This window comes from Gordonia rubripertincta (assembly GCF_038024875.1).
In the GTDB taxonomy this organism is placed as follows: Bacteria; Actinomycetota; Actinomycetes; order Mycobacteriales; family Mycobacteriaceae; genus Gordonia; species Gordonia rubripertincta.
The window spans coordinates 2,211,618-2,227,153 of the sequence record NZ_CP136136.1; the positions used below are offsets into that span (position 1 = coordinate 2,211,618).

General features: G+C 67.9%; 13 protein-coding genes, 1 tRNA gene and 2 pseudogenes. 10 read left to right on the forward strand and 6 right to left on the reverse strand.

The features are described from left to right. Positions 1–3: 3 nt before the first annotated feature. Positions 4–1,134, reverse strand: a complete 1,131-nt coding sequence (locus tag RVF83_RS10050; RefSeq protein WP_039879830.1) for a beta-mannosidase — start codon at positions 1,132–1,134, stop codon at positions 4–6. Between the two features lie 63 nt (positions 1,135–1,197). Between RVF83_RS10050 and RVF83_RS10055 the strand changes: the two genes are divergently transcribed. Then, complete coding sequence (locus RVF83_RS10055; protein WP_005194255.1) at positions 1,198–1,743, forward strand: DUF2599 domain-containing protein; 546 nt, start codon at positions 1,198–1,200, stop codon at positions 1,741–1,743. Here the strand turns inward: RVF83_RS10055 and RVF83_RS10060 are convergent. Genes RVF83_RS10060 through RVF83_RS10070 form a run of 3 tightly spaced genes read right to left on the reverse strand, consistent with a single transcriptional unit; the run spans position 1,740 to position 4,374 of the window. Beyond that, entirely contained in the window at positions 1,740–2,609 is an 870-nt protein-coding gene (locus tag RVF83_RS10060) for a metal ABC transporter permease (RefSeq protein WP_005194254.1), read from the reverse strand. The two genes, RVF83_RS10055 and RVF83_RS10060, sit on opposite strands and share 4 nt — an antisense overlap. Beyond that, positions 2,606–3,409: a metal ABC transporter ATP-binding protein gene (locus tag RVF83_RS10065; protein WP_039879858.1), complete on the reverse strand. Its 804-nt coding sequence runs from the start codon at positions 3,407–3,409 to the stop codon at positions 2,606–2,608. The genes RVF83_RS10060 and RVF83_RS10065 overlap by 4 nt, the downstream gene beginning before the upstream one ends. A 5-nt stretch (positions 3,410–3,414) precedes the next feature. Beyond that, complete coding sequence (locus tag RVF83_RS10070) at positions 3,415–4,374, reverse strand: metal ABC transporter solute-binding protein, Zn/Mn family (protein WP_005194252.1); 960 nt, start codon at positions 4,372–4,374, stop codon at positions 3,415–3,417. Positions 4,375–4,522: 148 nt separating this feature from the next. On the opposite strand from RVF83_RS10070, the gene mshA reads away from it, so the two are divergent. From mshA to RVF83_RS10090, 4 genes are all read left to right on the forward strand, one after another. Then, on the forward strand, positions 4,523–5,890 hold the full coding sequence (gene mshA / locus RVF83_RS10075) for a D-inositol-3-phosphate glycosyltransferase (protein WP_005194251.1): 1,368 nt from the start codon (positions 4,523–4,525) through the stop codon (positions 5,888–5,890). A 37-nt stretch (positions 5,891–5,927) separates the two neighbouring features. Next, on the forward strand, positions 5,928–6,536 hold the full coding sequence (locus tag RVF83_RS10080) for a YbjN domain-containing protein (RefSeq protein WP_005194250.1): 609 nt from the start codon (positions 5,928–5,930) through the stop codon (positions 6,534–6,536). Positions 6,537–6,745: 209 nt separating this feature from the next. Beyond that, complete coding sequence (locus RVF83_RS10085; protein WP_005194249.1) at positions 6,746–8,353, forward strand: 4-coumarate--CoA ligase family protein; 1,608 nt, start codon at positions 6,746–6,748, stop codon at positions 8,351–8,353. A gap of 80 nt (positions 8,354–8,433) precedes the next feature. Further along, positions 8,434–8,510: transfer RNA gene (locus tag RVF83_RS10090), tRNA-Met, on the forward strand. 68 nt (positions 8,511–8,578) lie between these two features. Here RVF83_RS10090 and RVF83_RS10095 read toward each other — a convergent pair. Further along, positions 8,579–10,026: pseudogene (locus RVF83_RS10095) on the reverse strand (APC family permease). A 112-nt stretch (positions 10,027–10,138) separates the two neighbouring features. Between RVF83_RS10095 and RVF83_RS10100 the strand changes: the two are divergent. From RVF83_RS10100 to RVF83_RS10115, 4 genes are all read left to right on the forward strand, one after another. Beyond that, positions 10,139–10,885: a phosphoglyceromutase gene (locus tag RVF83_RS10100; RefSeq protein ID WP_005194247.1), complete on the forward strand. Its 747-nt coding sequence runs from the start codon at positions 10,139–10,141 to the stop codon at positions 10,883–10,885. A 110-nt stretch (positions 10,886–10,995) separates the two neighbouring features. Continuing rightward, positions 10,996–11,316 (forward strand): GNAT family N-acetyltransferase, encoded by a 321-nt coding sequence (locus RVF83_RS10105; RefSeq protein WP_005194246.1) that lies wholly within the window; start codon positions 10,996–10,998, stop codon positions 11,314–11,316. Between the two features lie 139 nt (positions 11,317–11,455). Then, positions 11,456–12,814 carry a sensor histidine kinase gene (locus tag RVF83_RS10110; RefSeq protein WP_005194245.1) on the forward strand — a complete coding sequence of 453 codons (1,359 nt, stop codon included), beginning with the start codon at positions 11,456–11,458 and terminating at the stop codon, positions 12,812–12,814. Further along, entirely contained in the window at positions 12,811–13,497 is a 687-nt protein-coding gene (locus RVF83_RS10115) for a response regulator transcription factor (RefSeq protein ID WP_005194244.1), read from the forward strand. Before RVF83_RS10110 ends, RVF83_RS10115 begins: the two co-directional genes overlap by 4 nt. A 31-nt stretch (positions 13,498–13,528) precedes the next feature. Here the strand turns inward: RVF83_RS10115 and RVF83_RS10120 are convergent. Further along, positions 13,529–14,390: pseudogene (locus RVF83_RS10120) on the reverse strand (hypothetical protein). Between the two features lie 55 nt (positions 14,391–14,445). Between RVF83_RS10120 and RVF83_RS10125 the strand changes: the two are divergent. Further along, positions 14,446–15,423: a Ppx/GppA phosphatase family protein gene (locus RVF83_RS10125; RefSeq protein WP_174351866.1), complete on the forward strand. Its 978-nt coding sequence runs from the start codon at positions 14,446–14,448 to the stop codon at positions 15,421–15,423. The last annotated feature ends 113 nt before the right edge of the window (positions 15,424–15,536 follow it).

A 15,536-nucleotide genomic window follows, 5' to 3' on the forward strand; every position in this document is an offset into this window, starting at 1 on the left:
CGCTCAACCCTCGGGTTGGGAGAGCTCGGCGCGCAACACATCCCATGCGGGGTCGTGCGGACCGATGTCGTAGGTGCATTCGGCGGTACGGGGGTCGGGGACGAAGGACCAGAGCAGGACGCCCGCGACACCGGCTTCCCGCCGCCGGGACATGGCGGCGTCGACGCGCCGGGCGCGTGTCCCCAGGGACAGGCACGAACCCGCTTCGATGCCGACCTCGTTGACCACCAGCGGTTTACCGAGTCGCCGGGCCTGATCGATCCGGGTCGACAGGTCGCTGCCCTGCGGTCCGGGGGCGGGGTCGGCGGTGGAGCGGTAATCGTGGAAATCGAGGACGTCGATCCCGTCGGAGCGAGCGACCTCGAGGTAACCGTCGCCGGCGATCCCGCATTGGTCGCCACCCACGAGTCCGGAGAAGATCGGGCGCGAGTCGTCGAACGATCGCAGATGCGCGCCGGCCCGGTCGAAGAACGAGCGCAACACGGCCGGGGCATCGGCGGGACACACGCGCCGCCGCCAGTCGCAGGACTTGCCGCAGATTCCGGGTTCGGGCTCGCCGACGAGCTCCCATCCGACGACCGACGGTTCGTCGCGCCATCGGGACACCGCCGTCTCGATCCACTGCGCATACGTCAGATGACTAGGGGAGGTCATTGCGGGGACGTGCTTCGACAGCCAGCCGTCCACGTAGAAGTCCCGCTCCTTGAACCTGCCGTCCTCGCAGTCCCCCGAGCCGCCGGCAAGGACCGGCAGCACCAGCTGTTCATGACGCTTCGCGGCTTCGAAGACCCGGTCCAGTGGTTCGAAGTTCAGCAGTCCCGTGTGTTTGTCGGTGGCGAAGGACGAGTAGAGGTCGAACCGCGTGAGGGCCCCTGGTGGCAACGCCGCGAAGTAGTCGTCGAGATCGACCTCGGCGCCGCAGCCCACGTTCACCGACCAGTCGGTGCCCAGCTGATAGGCGTTGAAACCCACCGGCCACCACGGTTTCCCGTCGAGGGTGAGACCGTCCGAGGTCGCGCGCACGCGAGGATGAGCCGAGTCGCCGGCGTGCGGTGAGGAAGCGCGGTCGCCCCCGCTGAGGCCGACGAGCAGGACGAACACGGTGACGATGAGGACGGTCGTCCCTGTTCCCACCGCCCCTCCGAGTGTTCGCCAGTGAATCACAGATGCAGGCTACTCGTGCCCTACGGTGGCCGTATGGGCGCGAGAGGGATCAACGGGAGAACGGCGCGAATCTGTGCCTCGGTGGCCGTGGGATGCATCGCGACCTCGTTGTTCCTGGCGGGCTGCGGCTCGGCATCCGACGATTCGGGCGAGTCGGTCGGTGCGGTGTCGACGATCAGTCCGGTGACCACCGATTCTGCCCCCGCCCCCACGAACACGGCCGGTCCCGGGGCGTCGGGCCCGTCGACCACCCCGACGGTCGTCTACCGGCCGCCGTTCATCGAACGCGTCGAGTGGACGGACACCGAGGTGGGCCCCAGCCTCTCGGTTTTCCCGACGACGTCGGGCCGGTATACGCAGGACCCGTCGGCGATGGCCGCGGCGTGGCGGGAGGTCATCGGACTCGACGCGGGTGCCGACACCCCCGGCATGCAGGCACAGTTCGACTGTCACTGGCGGTTCGCGCGGATCGTCGAACCGGAGAAGCCGAGCTGGAACCTGGAACCCGGACGGCCCGTCGTCACCGAGGAGGACATGGTCGGCTCCCGGTGCAATCCGGGGTTCGCCGAGGAGTACTAGCGAGTGGTGTGGACGCGGCGGGAGCCGATGATGCGGCAGACGACGTAGATCACGAACGAGATGATCGTGACGAACACCGAAACCGGGAGTTTCGGAGCGAGCGACATCAACAGGCCGCCGACCGCGGCGACCTCGGCGAAGATCACCGACAGCACCAGCGCCCGCATCGGGTTGGCGGTCACCCGTGCAGCGGCGGCACCCGGGGTGATCAACAGGGACATCACCAGCAGTGCGCCGATGATCTGCACACCCTGGGCGCAGGCGAGCCCCATGATGATCGCGAAGACCACCGACAACGTGCGCACCGGCACGCCCTGCGCCTGCGCCACCCGCGGATCGGTCGACGCGAACAGCAGTGGCCGGTAGATCACGGCGAGCACCGCGACGACGATGGCCGTCGTGATCGCGATCGCGACCAGGCCGTTCAGTCCGACGCTGACGACCTGTCCGGTCAGCAGTGCGAAACCGGTGCCGATCCGGCCGTAGAGGGCCAGGAACAGGACACCGATGCCCAGGCCGAATGCCATGACGACACCGATGACCGAATCGCGTTCCCGGGCCTTGTTACCGAGGATGCCGAAGACCGCCGCGGCGAGGACCGCACCGATGACACCGCCGAGGTTGACGCTGACGCCGGCGAGCAACGCCGCGGCCGCACCCGTCACCGACAGCTCACTGCAGCCGTGGACCGCGAACGACATCTGCCGGGCGACGATCAACGGCCCGAGCAGTCCGCCCACCAGGCCGAGCAGGACCATCGCGAGCAGCGCCTGCTGCATGAAGTCGTAGCCGAGCAGGTCGACGGTCGTCGAGAAGTCCCAGAGGTCGCTGAACTGACGTTCGGCGGCCAGCGGAGTCACGCTCATAGGGGCTGACTCCCGGCCTCGGCGACGTCGACGCAGTGATGGGCGTCCTCGCCGCCGATCACGACGAGGCGACCGTTGACCCGGAGCACCTCGACGTCGCTGCCGTACAGCTCGCTGAGCGTCTCGGTGGTCATCACCTCGTCGGGAGTGCCCACGCGGAAGCGGCCGCCGACCAGATAGAGCACACGGTCGACGTAGGGGAGGATCGGGTTGATCTCGTGCGTGACGAACACAACCGCGGTTCCCGCCTGCTTGCGGCGCTGGTCGATGAGGTCGACGACCACCTGCTGGTTGGTCGGGTCGAGACTCGCCAGCGGTTCGTCGCACAGCAGGAGGTCGGGATCGCTCACGACCGCCTGGGCGACACGCAGTCGTTGCTGTTCGCCTCCGGAGAGGACACCGAGCGGGGCGTCGGCGTAGGGGAGCGAGTCCACCGCGGCGAGTGCCTGGTCGACGAGTTCACGACGGCGCGACCGGCCGCGGAAACCGAGTCCCCACCGGCTGCCGTCGACGCCGAAACCGACCAGGTCCCGGCCGCGGAGAGCCATCGGGTCGCCCTCGTCGGCGTGCTGCTGCGGGATGTAACCGATCTTGTCGGTCGTCTCCACGGTGCCGCGGTCGAGTGAGTACTGGCGCAGCAGAACGCGGAGGAACGAGGTCTTCCCCGACCCGTTGGGCCCGAGGACGGCGACGAACTCACCCGGCCGGATCGTCAGGTCGAGGTCGTCCCAGAGCACGCGGTCGCCGAAGCCGAGCCGCGCACCCGAGAACGTGACCACCGGGTCGGTTCCCGCCGTCATCGCGGTCACGACTTCTCTGCGTCGAGAGCTGCTGCGAGCGCGTCGACCTGGGCGCGCTGCCAGACGAGGTAGTCGGTGACGCCGTCCGGCAGGGTCTCGGTGAACTCGACCACGGGCACCTTCGCGGACTTCGCGACGTCGAGCATCGCCTGGGTCACCGGGTCGACGGCCTGGACGTTGTAGATCAGGACGGCGGCGCCGCGGGAGGCGAGCAGGTCCTGCATGGCCGCGCGGTCCGCGGCGGACGGCGACTGACCCTCCTCGACGGCCTGGGTGAACCCGGCCGGAGCCGCGTCGACCAGGCCGGCCTCGGTGAGCAGGTACCCCGCGAGCGGTTCGGTCTGGGCCACCTTGGTGCCGTCGTGCGCCTTGCGGATGCCGGCGACCTCGCCGCGCAGTTCGTCGATGCCGGTGGTGAAGGTCTTGGCGTTCGCGCGGTAGGTCTCCGCGTTCGCCGGGTCCTGCTCGGCGAGGGCGTCGGCGACCTTGTCGGCGACCTCCGCGACGACGGGCAGGTCGTAGAAGACGTGTTCGTTCTCGTCGCCGTGGTCGTGTTCCGCGTGGTCGTCTGCGCTGTGGTCGTCGGCATCGTGATCGTGCGCGTCGTGGTCGTCGCTGCGGGTGAGGGCGTAGGCGTCGACGACCGTCGCGCCCGAGGACTTCGCGGCCTGTTCCATGTAGGCGTCGTAGTGGCCGCCGTTCATGACGAGGATGTCGGCGTCGGCGATCGTCGCGGTGTCGGCAGCGGACGGCTCGAACTCGTGGGGGTCGCCCTCAGTGTTGGTGTAGACGGAGGTGACGGTCGCCTTGTCGCCGGCGACGGCCGAGGCGACCGCGCCCCAGACGTTGGTCGACGTCACCACCGTCGGGGTGTCGTCACCGTTCCCGGAGTCGCTCGAGCAGCCGGCCAGTAGCAGCACGGCGGTGGACAGGGCTCCGGCAGCGGCCAGAAGCGTTTTCCTCATGACACCCTTTACGCAAATGACAATCGTTACCGAAAACAGTGTAGGCGATGGCCGGGTGCGACGCGAAGCCGCGTGAGATCTGTGGTGTGCGCTGGTCCAAGCGGAGGGTGCGCGTCACCGGCGGCACCATTTCTCTAAGGTGGAGAACATGACCTCCAGCCCGTTGCCGCGGCGTGTTGCGCTGATCTCCGTGCACACCTCGCCGTTGGCGCAGCCGGGTACCGGCGACGCGGGCGGGATGAACGTCTACGTCTGGCAGACGGCGATCCGGCTCGCCCGGCGCGGCATCGAGGTCGAGATCTTCACCCGGGCGACCTCCTCGTCCGATGCGCCGTCGGTCGTGGCCGCGCCGGGTGTGACCGTCCGTCACGTCATCGCCGGCCCGTTCGAGGGTCTCGACAAGCGAGACCTGCCCGCCCAGCTCTGCGCCTTCACCGCGGGTGTGCTCCGGGCCGAGGCTGCGCAGGCGCCGGGTCACTACGACGTGATCCACTCCCACTACTGGCTGTCCGGGCAGGTCGGCTGGCTGGCGCGGGACCGCTGGGGCGTGCCGCTGGTGCACACCGCCCACACCCTCGCCGCGGTGAAGAACGCCGCCCTGGCCGAGGGTGACACCGCCGAGCCGCAGCTACGCGTCATCGGCGAGCAACAGGTGGTGGGCGAGGCCGACCGCCTGGTCGCGAACACCGAAACCGAAGCGGCAGAACTTCTCTCGATGTACGACGCCGACGCTGACCGCATCGACGTGGTGACACCGGGCGCCGACCTCGAGTGCTACACGCCGGGCTCGTCGGCCGAGGCCAGGTCGATCCTCGGTCTCGATCCCGACGAGACGATCGTGACGTTCGTGGGACGGATCCAGCCGCTCAAGGCTCCCGATCTCCTGGTCGCCGCGATGGCACCGCTGATCGAGGACGCCGTCGCATCCGGGCGCAAGCTGCGGCTCCTGATCGTCGGCGGGCCGTCGGGTTCCGGACTGCAGCGCCCCACCGCACTCATGGATCAGGTTGCCGAACTGGGGATCTCGCAGTCCGTCACCTTCCTTCCGCCGCAGCCGTCGGATCGGCTCGTCCAGGTGTACCGCGCCTCGGACCTGGTCGCGGTGCCCAGCCATTCCGAGAGTTTCGGTCTCGTGGCCATCGAGGCGCAAGCCTGTGGGACGCCGGTCATCGCCGCCCACGTCGGTGGTCTCGGCGTCGCCGTCGACGACGGCCGCACCGGGGTGCTCGTCAACGGTCATGTGCCCGGTGACTGGACGAACGCATTGGAAAAGCTTCTGGCGCAGCCCGATCGGCTGGCCGAGCTCGGTCGCAACGCCCGCCGCCACGCCGAGAAGTTCTCCTGGGAGCACACGGTGGACCAGCTCATCGAGAGCTATCGCCGGGCGATGGAGTCCTTCGCCGCCCAGACCGATGCGGCCCAGAAGGATGCCGAGCAGGCGGCGGCACAGACACCGGGCGGCCCCGCCCGGGCTCGCCGGCGCTGGCGTCGGCGGCGCAATCGGGTGACCGTCTGAGGGTCTCGCAGTACCCGTTCCCCACCGAGAGGATGTCGTGAGTCGCACCGAGGTCGTCGACCTGCTCGAGAAGACACTGACCGAGAACGAGATCGCCTACTCGCGTAAGAGCGGTGGTGGAGCCGACGTCGACCACGTCATCCTGGAACTCCCGGGCGAGCAGAAGCTCAAGACGACGGTCCTGCTCACCGCCAGCGAACACGGGGTCAGGGTCGAGGCCTTCGTGTGCCGCCGACCCGACGAGAACCACGCGGGCGTCTACAAGTACCTGCTCAAGCGGAACCGTCGGCTGTTCGGCGTCGCCTACACGATCGACAACACCGGCGACATCTACCTCGTCGGCCGGATCTCGGCCGACGCACTCGGCTCCGACGAACTCGACCGTGTCCTCGGGCAGGTACTCGAGGCTGCCGACGGCGACTTCAACACCCTGCTCGAACTCGGCTTCCTCTCCTCGATCCAGCGCGAGTGGGCCTGGCGCGTGTCGCGCGGTGAATCCCTGCGGAACCTCCTGGCCTTCGAGCACCTCATCGACAAGGAGGCGCTGCCCGAGGCCGGCGCCCCGCTCGAAGGACGTTACGTCCCAGGCGAGTCCGTCGTCGAGGGCGCGCAGACCTCCAGCGACGAGCCTGTGTCCGACGACTGAGAAACGCTCCCGGTCAACCGCCCTGGGCAGCGGCATCGCAGACATATATCGTCGGTGGCCGCGATCTGGGGTCGATTCGAGGGGCGGTTCTTGTAGGTGGTGTCCCACCGGGCCGGGGGAGTTTGATTGGATGGAGAGGTCCAGGTCACACCGTGTCAACGAGTGTTGATACGGTGTGCGGGCAGAATCGACCCATCACCGGAGGTGCCATGAGCTTCACGAGTCCTTTCCCCGACGTCGAGATCCCCGATGTGAGTGTCTTCGACTACCTGTTCGGGTCGGTCGCCGACGAGGACCGCGAACGGATCGCCCTGGTGGACCCGAAGTCGGGTTCGACGACCACTTACGGCCAGCTGGTCGGCCAGATCGAGGCCGCGGCCGGCGCTTTGGCGTCGCGGGGGATCGGGGTCGGGGATGTGGTGGGCATCCTCTCGCCGAACATTCCGGCGTTCGCGACCGTGTTCCATGGCATCCTGCGTGCGGGCGCGACGGCGACGACGATCAATGCGCTGTTCACCGCGACCGAGATCGCCAAACAGTTGCGGGATTCCGGCGCCAAGATGCTGGTGACGATCTCGCCGATGTTCGAGCAGGCCAAGGCGGCTGCCGACGAGGTGGGGTTGGCCGCGGAGAGCCTGATCGTCCTCGACGGTGAGGGGCAGGACGCCTCGGGTCATCCGAACGCGGTGGATCTGCTGGGTCCGAACCTGCCCGCGCCGGACGTCTCCTTCGACCCGGCCACCCATGTGGCGGTGTTGCCCTACAGCTCGGGAACGACCGGAAACCCCAAGGGTGTTGCGCTGTCTCACCGGAATCTGGTCGCCAACGTCGCCCAGCTGAGGCCGTTGCAGGGTATGACCGCCGACGATGTGGTGATCGCGGTGCTGCCGTTCTTCCACATCTACGGGATGACGGTGTTGCTCAATGCGGCTCTCGCGGCTCGCGGTTCGCTGGTCATCATGCCGCGATTCGATCTGGTGGAGTTCTTGGAGAACATCCAGAACCACAAGGTGACGATGGCCTACATCGCGCCGCCGGTCGCGGTGGCGCTCGCGAAGCATCCGATCGTGGACAACTACGACCTGTCGTCGTTGCACACGATGATGTCGGGGGCGGCCCCGCTCGACGACGAGTTGGGTCAGGCCGTGGCCAAGCGTTTGGACCTGCACATGTTGCAGGGCTACGGCATGAGCGAGCTGTCGCCGGTCTCGCACATCATCCCCTTCGACACCCAGGCCACGTTGGGGCGTGAGGATCCGCCGCTGTCGTCGACGGGCTGGCCGGTGCCGAACACCGTGAACAAGGTTGTCGATCCGGCCACCGGTGAGGACATCCCTCTTCCGCAGGAGGGGCTCTCGGAGCCGGGTGAGTTGTGGGTGAAGGGGCCGAACGTGATGCTCGGTTACCTCAACAACGAGCAGGCCACCGCCGACACCATCGATGCCGACGGTTTTCTGCACACCGGTGACATGGCGCAGGTCGATCCGACGGGGTGTGTCTACATCGTCGATCGGCTCAAGGAGCTCATCAAGTACAAGGGCTACCAGGTGCCGCCGGCGGAGTTGGAGGCCCTGCTGCTGACCCATGACAAGATCGCGGACTCGGCGGTCATCGGTGTGATCGATGCGGAGTCGGGGGAGGAGATCCCGAAGGCGTTCGTGGTCCGGCAGCCCGAGGCCGAGCTGACCGCCGACGAGGTGATGGAGTTCGTGGCGTCGAAGGTGGCCCCGCACAAGAAGGTTCGTGCGGTGGAGTTCATCGAGGCGATCCCGAAGTCGGCGTCGGGCAAGATCCTCCGCAAGGACCTGCGCAAGTAGGTCCGGGCGCAGGACAAGGACCCGTCCGAGCTGCCGATTTGGTGCAGGACGCACCCCGCGGATAGTGTTGCTCCTTGCAACGCGGGGTGGAGCAGCTCGGTAGCTCGCTGGGCTCATAACCCAGAGGTCGCAGGTTCAAATCCTGTCCCCGCTACCAGAATCGACCCCCGACCAGGTGATCACCTGGTCGGGGGTCGATTCATTTCCGGGCTCTCCGCGAGGTCGTCAACTCATCTGATGCGGCGGCACCTCGTCGTAGCTGATCGCATGGTCACCGGCACGCCTGTTCCACCAATAGGTCACAGGGCCCACAGGAGCACGCCGAGGAGCAGGAGCCAACCGGCGATCACGTACTGCTCGGGATCGCGGCCGGTGATCGGCAGGGTGAGATACCCGCACGTGACGGCGCCGAGCACGGCGACGGGTGTGGAGGTGCGGAAGTGCTTGTGCTCCACCGTGTCCCGACGTAGCACGAGCACCGATATGTTGACGATGGTGAACACCGCGAGCAGCAGGAGCGCGGTGGTGCCGCCGAGCAGCCCGACGACGGAGCTCTTCGGGTCGGAGCTCACGTAGGTGAGCAGCAACAGGGCGATGACCGTGGTGAAGATGACGGCCGCGAACGGGGTACGGCGCCCCGGGTGGACGTACGACAGGAACTTGGGCAGCACACCGCGTTTGGCCATGCCGTAGAGAAGGCGGCTCGCCATCATCATGTTGATCAGGGCGGTGTTGGCGACCGCGAACATCGAGATCCACGGCAGCAGATCCGACATCGGGAAGTCCGGCGCCGCGGCCTGGACGACGTCGACGAGCGGGGTCTCGCTCTCGGAGAGCACGCCCACCGGCACGATCGCCACGGCGCAGATCGCGATCAGGACGTAGACGGCGGCGGTGATGCCGAGGCCGCTCAGCATGACCTTCGGGAAGATGCGGGTCGGCTCCTTGCACTCCTCGGCCATGTTGACCGAGTCCTCGAAGCCGACGAGCGCGAAGAAGGCCAGCGAGGTGGCCGCGGTGACGGCGATGAAGACGTTCTTGTCGTCGGGACTCTCGAACGCCACCACCGCATCCCAGTGCTCGGCGTTGCCGCCGGCGATGAACCAGTAACCGATGAACAGCACGAGCAGCAGACCGGTCAGCTCCACGAGGGTCAGGACGACGTTGGTGCCGACGCCCTCGGCGACGCCGCGGAAGTTGATGAACATGACGAGGAGCAGGAAACCGACGGCCACCGCGTAGAGGGCGGGATTCGTGGCGTCGGGGGACTCGCCGCCGAACGCGGTCAGCATGTTCACCGCGAATGCGCGGGAGGCCGTCGTCGCCGACGTGATGCCCGAACACATCACCGTGAACAGCACGATGAAGGTGATGAAGTGGATGCCGAAGGCCTTGTGCACGTAGAGCGCTGCCCCGGCGGCCTGCGGATACTTCGTCACCAGTTCGAGGTAGGAGAACGCGGTGAGTGTCGCGACGGCGAAGGCGATGAGGAACGGCAGCCACGCCGCGCCCCCGACCTCGCCCGCCACCTGACCGGTCAGCGCGTAGACGCCGGTGCCGAGGATGTCGCCGATGATGAACAGGAGCAGCAGCTTCCAGCCCAGTACGCGTTTGAGCTCGGGCTGCTGTTCCGCATTCTTGCCGGTCTCGCCGGCGTTTGTGCTGGCTGTCATGCGACAACGCTAGACCTCGCCAGGTGCGGTCGCCGCGCGAATCGCGACGCCGGACACCAAATGGGCGGGCGGCGGGAAGAGGGCGCCGCGCGTCTGTGCGAAACTATCGCCCATGAGCAACGGCACCCTGATCCTGATGCGTCACGGCGAGAGCGAATGGAATGCGTCCAACCAGTTCACCGGATGGGTGGACGTGGCGCTCACGGACAAGGGCAAGGCCGAGGCCGTACGGGCCGGTGAACTGCTCGTCGAGCACGATCTGCTGCCCGACGTTCTGTACACCTCGCTCCTGCGCCGCGCGATCTCGACGGCGCAGATCGCTCTCGACACCGCCGACCGCCACTGGATCCCGGTGGTCCGCGACTGGCGTCTCAACGAGCGTCATTACGGTGCGCTCCAGGGCCTCAACAAGGCCGACACCCTGGAGAAGTACGGCCAGGAGCAGTTCATGCTGTGGCGTCGCAGCTACGACACCCCGCCGCCGGCCATCGAGCCCGACGCCGAGTACAGCCAGGTCGGCGACCCGCGGTACGCCGACCTCGACGAGGTCCCGCTGACCGAGTGCCTCAAGGACGTCGTGGCGCGGATGATCCCGTACTTCACCGAGACGATCGCCGCCGACATCAAGGCGGGCAAGACCGTACTCGTGGCCGCACACGGCAATTCGCTTCGTGCGCTCGTCAAGCACCTCGACGGCATCTCCGACGAGGACATCGCCGGTCTGAACATCCCCACCGGCAACCCGCTGCGCTACGACCTCGACGAGAACCTCAAGCCCCTGAACCCGGGCGGCACCTACCTCGACCCCGAGGCGGCTGCGGCCGGCGCGGCCGCGGTGGCGGCCCAGGGCCAGAAGTAGCCTTCGGACCCGCCTCGACACGCGCGCTCGCCACCCGGAAACGCCGGGTGGCGAGCGCGTAACATAATCGTCATAGCTTCTTCGGTGTGACGCGCGCTACATTAGACGCTATGGCGGATGTGGGCACCCTTCGGATCGATCATTCACCTGCTCAGGAACGGTATGAGGCGATTCTCGCCTCCGATTCCTTCGGCGAGGACGAGGTGGTCGGCTACCTCGACTATGTCTCCGAGCCGTATCAGGTCGTGCTCACCCACACGGTGGTCCGTGAGCAGTACAGCGGGCATGGCTATGCGGGACAACTGGTTCGGTTCGTCCTGGAGGACATCCGCGCGAGTGGCAAGCAGGTCGTGCCGGTCTGCTCGTACGTACAGCGTTTCATCGAGCGCCATCCGGAATTCGCCGACATGGCGGTGCCGGTCCCTCAGTGATCCGCGCCGCCGGCGTGAGCTCCACCCGCCGGCGGTCGTGCCCGGCTGCCGCCGGGTCTTCGGCGAACGGCACGTGAACAGCTGCCGAACAGCTGCGACATCTGTGCAGCTGTCGTTGGTTCCGCCGTAAGCTGGGCCCGTGGCCGCCGCAATCTCAGCCGCGACGATCGCATTCGTGCTCGCGCTCATCCTCGGAGTCACGCTGGGGCGTCGTCTCGGCGCCTCCGGGTGGCCCCGACACTTCGCGCTCGGCTCCTGGTTCGGCCGCGAACGCACGTCCACACGATCCGACGCCTCCGCCGACGCTGCCCTGCCCGTGCCCGCCACCGACCGCGCGCAGGAGCCGAGGGTCGTGTCCGCCTCGGCCGAGATTCGGGACTCCGATGTGACGTCGACGACCGCCGACGGCCGGATGACCAAGGCCGGCCTGCTGAGCATGGTCGTCCGCAACTCGACCACCGCCGTCGCCGTCGTCGACGGGTTCCGCGATGTCGTGATGTTCAACCACCGGGCCGTCGAGCTGGGGATCGTCCGCGAGATGCTGCTCGCCGACCCCGTCTGGGATGCGGTGAAGGAGGTCCTCGACACCGACGGCGAGCAGCACTTCGAGTTCAGCCCGCCCACGTCGACCCTCGGCTTCGTCTCCACCGGCCGCACCCCGCGGCCCACCGTCGAACATGTGCGCTGCCTGGCCAAGGTGGTGGCCCAGGACGACGAGCGGTACGCCGTGGTCTACGGCCTCGACGACACCGAACACAAGCGGCTCGAGGCCACCCGTCGCGACTTCGTGGCGAACGTGTCGCATGAACTCAAGACGCCGGTCGGCGCGATCGGCCTGCTCGCCGAGGCCCTCCTGGAATCGTCCGACGACATCGAGTCGGTCCAGCACTTCGGCCAGCGGGTCGTCGGGGAGACCCAACGGATGGGCAGGCTGGTGAGCGAACTGCTCGCGTTGTCGCGCCTGCAGGACGGCCACACCCCCGAGTTCACCCGGATCGACGTCGACGAGCTGGTCGACGACGCTCTCGCCGCGGCGACGCTGACCGCCGAGGCGGCGTCGATAGAACTGCGGTCCGACGAGCCGCTCGGCGCGACGATCCGCGGCGACCGTCTCCTGCTGCTCACCGCTCTCAACAACCTGATCACCAACGCCATCGCCTACTCGCCCGCGGACACCGTCGTCTCGCTCAGCCGCCGCATCATCAAGATCGACGGCCGTCCGATGGTGGCGATCGCCGTCACCGACCGCGGCATCGGCATCGCCCGCGGCGATCAGCAGCGTGTCTTCGAACGCTTCTTCCGCGTCGACCAGGCGAGGTCGCGGATGACCGGTGGTACCGGTCTTGGCCTGGCGATCGTCAAACACGTGGCCGCCAATCACGGCGGCACGATCAACCTGTGGAGCGAACCGGGCACCGGCTCCACGTTCACGCTGTGCATCCCCGAGGACCTGTCCGACGTGGGCTGGTCCGCTGACGACAAGGAATCGAAGAGTTGACCCACGTGCTGATCGTCGAGGACGAGGAATCGCTGGCGGATCCGCTGGCCTTCCTACTGCGCAAGGAGGGGTTCGAGGCCAGCATCGTCAACGACGGTGCCCAGGCGTTGCCCGCCTTCGACCGCGTGAGCCCCGACATCGTCCTCCTCGACCTGATGCTCCCCGGGATGTCGGGGACGGAGATCTGCAAGGCCCTGCGTGCCCGGTCGAACGTGCCGGTGATCATGGTGACGGCCCGGGACGCCGAGATCGACAAGGTCGTCGGACTGGAACTCGGCGCCGACGACTACGTGACCAAGCCGTACTCGGCGCGCGAACTCATTGCCCGAATCCGGGCGGTCCTGCGTCGCGGGGCGGACGCCGCCGAGGACGACCTCGATCTCGGTGTCCTCGAGGCGGGTCCGGTCCGGATGGACGTGGAGCGACACACCGTGTCGGTCGACGGCCAGTCGATCACGTTGCCGCTCAAGGAATTCGACCTTCTCGAATACCTCCTGCGCAATGCCGGCCGCGTGCTCACCCGCGGGCAGCTGATCGACCGGGTCTGGGGAGCGGACTATGTCGGCGACACCAAGACCCTCGACGTGCATGTCAAACGCCTGCGCTCCAAGATCGAGCCCGATCCGGGCACCCCGAAGCACCTCATCACCGTCCGTGGCCTCGGGTACAAACTCGAGGCCTGAAACGGGTGCGCGGTCTCCCGCGCACCCGGGGTCACTCCGGCGGTTGCAGCTCGTATTTGACGTCGGTCTCGCGACGGGCGGTCGCGGCTGTGGTCGCCGGGTGAACGGCGATGAGGCCCAACCCCTTACGACGCCGGCAGGCGGCGGCGAGGGCCTCGTAGGCCGGGGCGCCGAGCAGCTCGGTCAGCTCGGGTGCGTAGGACTCCCACACCTGCTTGGCGCCGACGTGCGCGTCGGGTGATCCCGAGCAGTACCACTTGAGATCGTGGCCGCCCTCGCCCCAGCCGCGGCGGTCGAACTCGGTGATCGTCGTCTGCAGGACCTCGGTGCCGTCGGGACGTTCCACCCCAGTCCTGCTCACGGCGAACCGGCAACTGCCAGCACACGTCGGGCTTGACGGTCAGCGGTTCGAGTCCCTTGCGCAGGGCCATCGAGTGCAGCGCGCATCCGACGCCGCCCTCGAAGCCCGGCCGGTTGAGAAAGATGCACGCGCCCTTGTGAAGCCGCGTCTTGAGCGCCGGCTCGTCGTCGAGGTCGCCTTCTTCGAGGTACCCCCTGGGGCCGAGCGGGTTCTTGCCCGACCCCTTCTTGTAGAACTGCCAGTCCTCCGGGGTGAGCATCGAGACGCCGTGGGCGAGACGCTCCCGATCGTCGGAGTCGGACAGGTAGGCGCCGTGACTGCAGCAACCGTCGGTCTCGCGTCCGGGCAGGATGCCCTGGCAGGCCGGGGTGCCGAAGACGCAGGTCCAGTGCGACAGCAGCCAGGTGAGGTCGGCTCTGATGAAGTGTTCGGGATCGGCCGGATCGACGAATTCGTACCATTCGCGCGGAAAGTCGAGTTCGACCTCCGGGGCGGGCGTGATTCGTGGCGCGGACGGCGAGAGTGCGGTCACGACTACAACGGTAGCCGGGATCGTGCCGACACGGCGGCTGCACTACCGTTGACCCGTGCGCTTAGGAGTTCTGGACGTGGGCAGCAACACTGTCCACCTCCTGGTGGTCGATGCCCATCGCGGCGGCCACCCGACGCCCATGAGTTCGACCAAGGCCGTTCTGCGCCTGGCCGAACAGATCGACGCCGATGGGCGGATGAGCGACAAGGCGGTGTCGAAGCTGATCGACTCCGTCACGGAGTTCACCCACATCGCCGGCACCTCCGGTTGCGAGCAGATGATGGCCTTCGCGACGTCGGCCGTCCGCGACGCCACCAATTCCGATGACCTGCTCGACGAGGTCGAGTTGCGCACCGGGGTGCGCATCGCGGTCCTCTCCGGCCGCGACGAGGCACGTCTGACCTCCCTCGCCGTCCGCCGCTGGCGCGGCTGGAGCGCGGGCCGCATCCTCGCCCTCGACATCGGCGGCGGTTCGCTGGAGATGTCCAACGGTGTCGACGAAGAACCCGACGTCGCGCTGTCGTTGCCGCTCGGAGCCGGACGACTCACCCGCGAGTGGCTGCCCGACGACCCACCGGACCGGCGCCGGATCGGTGTTCTGCGGGACTGGCTCGACGCGGAGCTGCGGGCCCCCGCCAAGGAGCTCCTCGCGCCCGGCGCACCCGACCTCTGTGTCGGCACCTCGAAGACGTTCCGCAGCCTCGCCCGCCTCACCGGCGCGGCGCCGTCGAGCGCGGGGCCCCGCGTCCGGCGCGAATTGACGACGAGCGGCCTTCGCCAGCTCATCTCCTTCATCTCCCGCATGACCCGCGCCGACCGCGCCGCACTGGAGGGCGTCAGCGCCGATCGTGCCGGTCAGCTGGTCGCCGGAGCGCTCGTGGCGGAGGCGGCTATGCGGGCCCTCCGAGTCGATACACTGGAGATCTGTCCGTGGGCTCTGCGGGAGGGTGTGATCTTGCGTCGACTCGACGCGGAACCAGCCGACTCGTTCGAGCCCTCACAGACGACTGGCGCCCGGGGCGGCGTCGGCTGATCCGGTCTGCGATGCCCACGGGCGCGCGGGATGGGGGAGACGGTCGACGGTGCGTCCACGAGCGCCGGGAAGTACCCAGGCGGATGCGCTCGACCGGCATCCGGTGACGTTCG

Bases quoted from the DNA above. Each gene is read 5' to 3' on its own strand.
- RVF83_RS10105 (WP_005194246.1), top strand. From the start codon at position 10,996: ATGGCGGATGTGGGCACCCTTCGGATCGATCATTCACCTGCTCAGGAA.
- RVF83_RS10070 (WP_005194252.1), bottom strand. From the start codon at position 4,374: ATGAGGAAAACGCTTCTGGCCGCTGCCGGAGCCCTGTCCACCGCCGTG.
- RVF83_RS10100 (WP_005194247.1), top strand. From the start codon at position 10,139: ATGAGCAACGGCACCCTGATCCTGATGCGTCACGGCGAGAGCGAATGG.
- RVF83_RS10060 (WP_005194254.1), bottom strand. From the start codon at position 2,609: ATGAGCGTGACTCCGCTGGCCGCCGAACGTCAGTTCAGCGACCTCTGG.
- RVF83_RS10085 (WP_005194249.1), top strand. From the start codon at position 6,746: ATGAGCTTCACGAGTCCTTTCCCCGACGTCGAGATCCCCGATGTGAGT.
- RVF83_RS10055 (WP_005194255.1), top strand. From the start codon at position 1,198: ATGGGCGCGAGAGGGATCAACGGGAGAACGGCGCGAATCTGTGCCTCG.
- RVF83_RS10065 (WP_039879858.1), bottom strand. From the start codon at position 3,409: ATGACGGCGGGAACCGACCCGGTGGTCACGTTCTCGGGTGCGCGGCTC.
- mshA (WP_005194251.1), top strand. From the start codon at position 4,523: ATGACCTCCAGCCCGTTGCCGCGGCGTGTTGCGCTGATCTCCGTGCAC.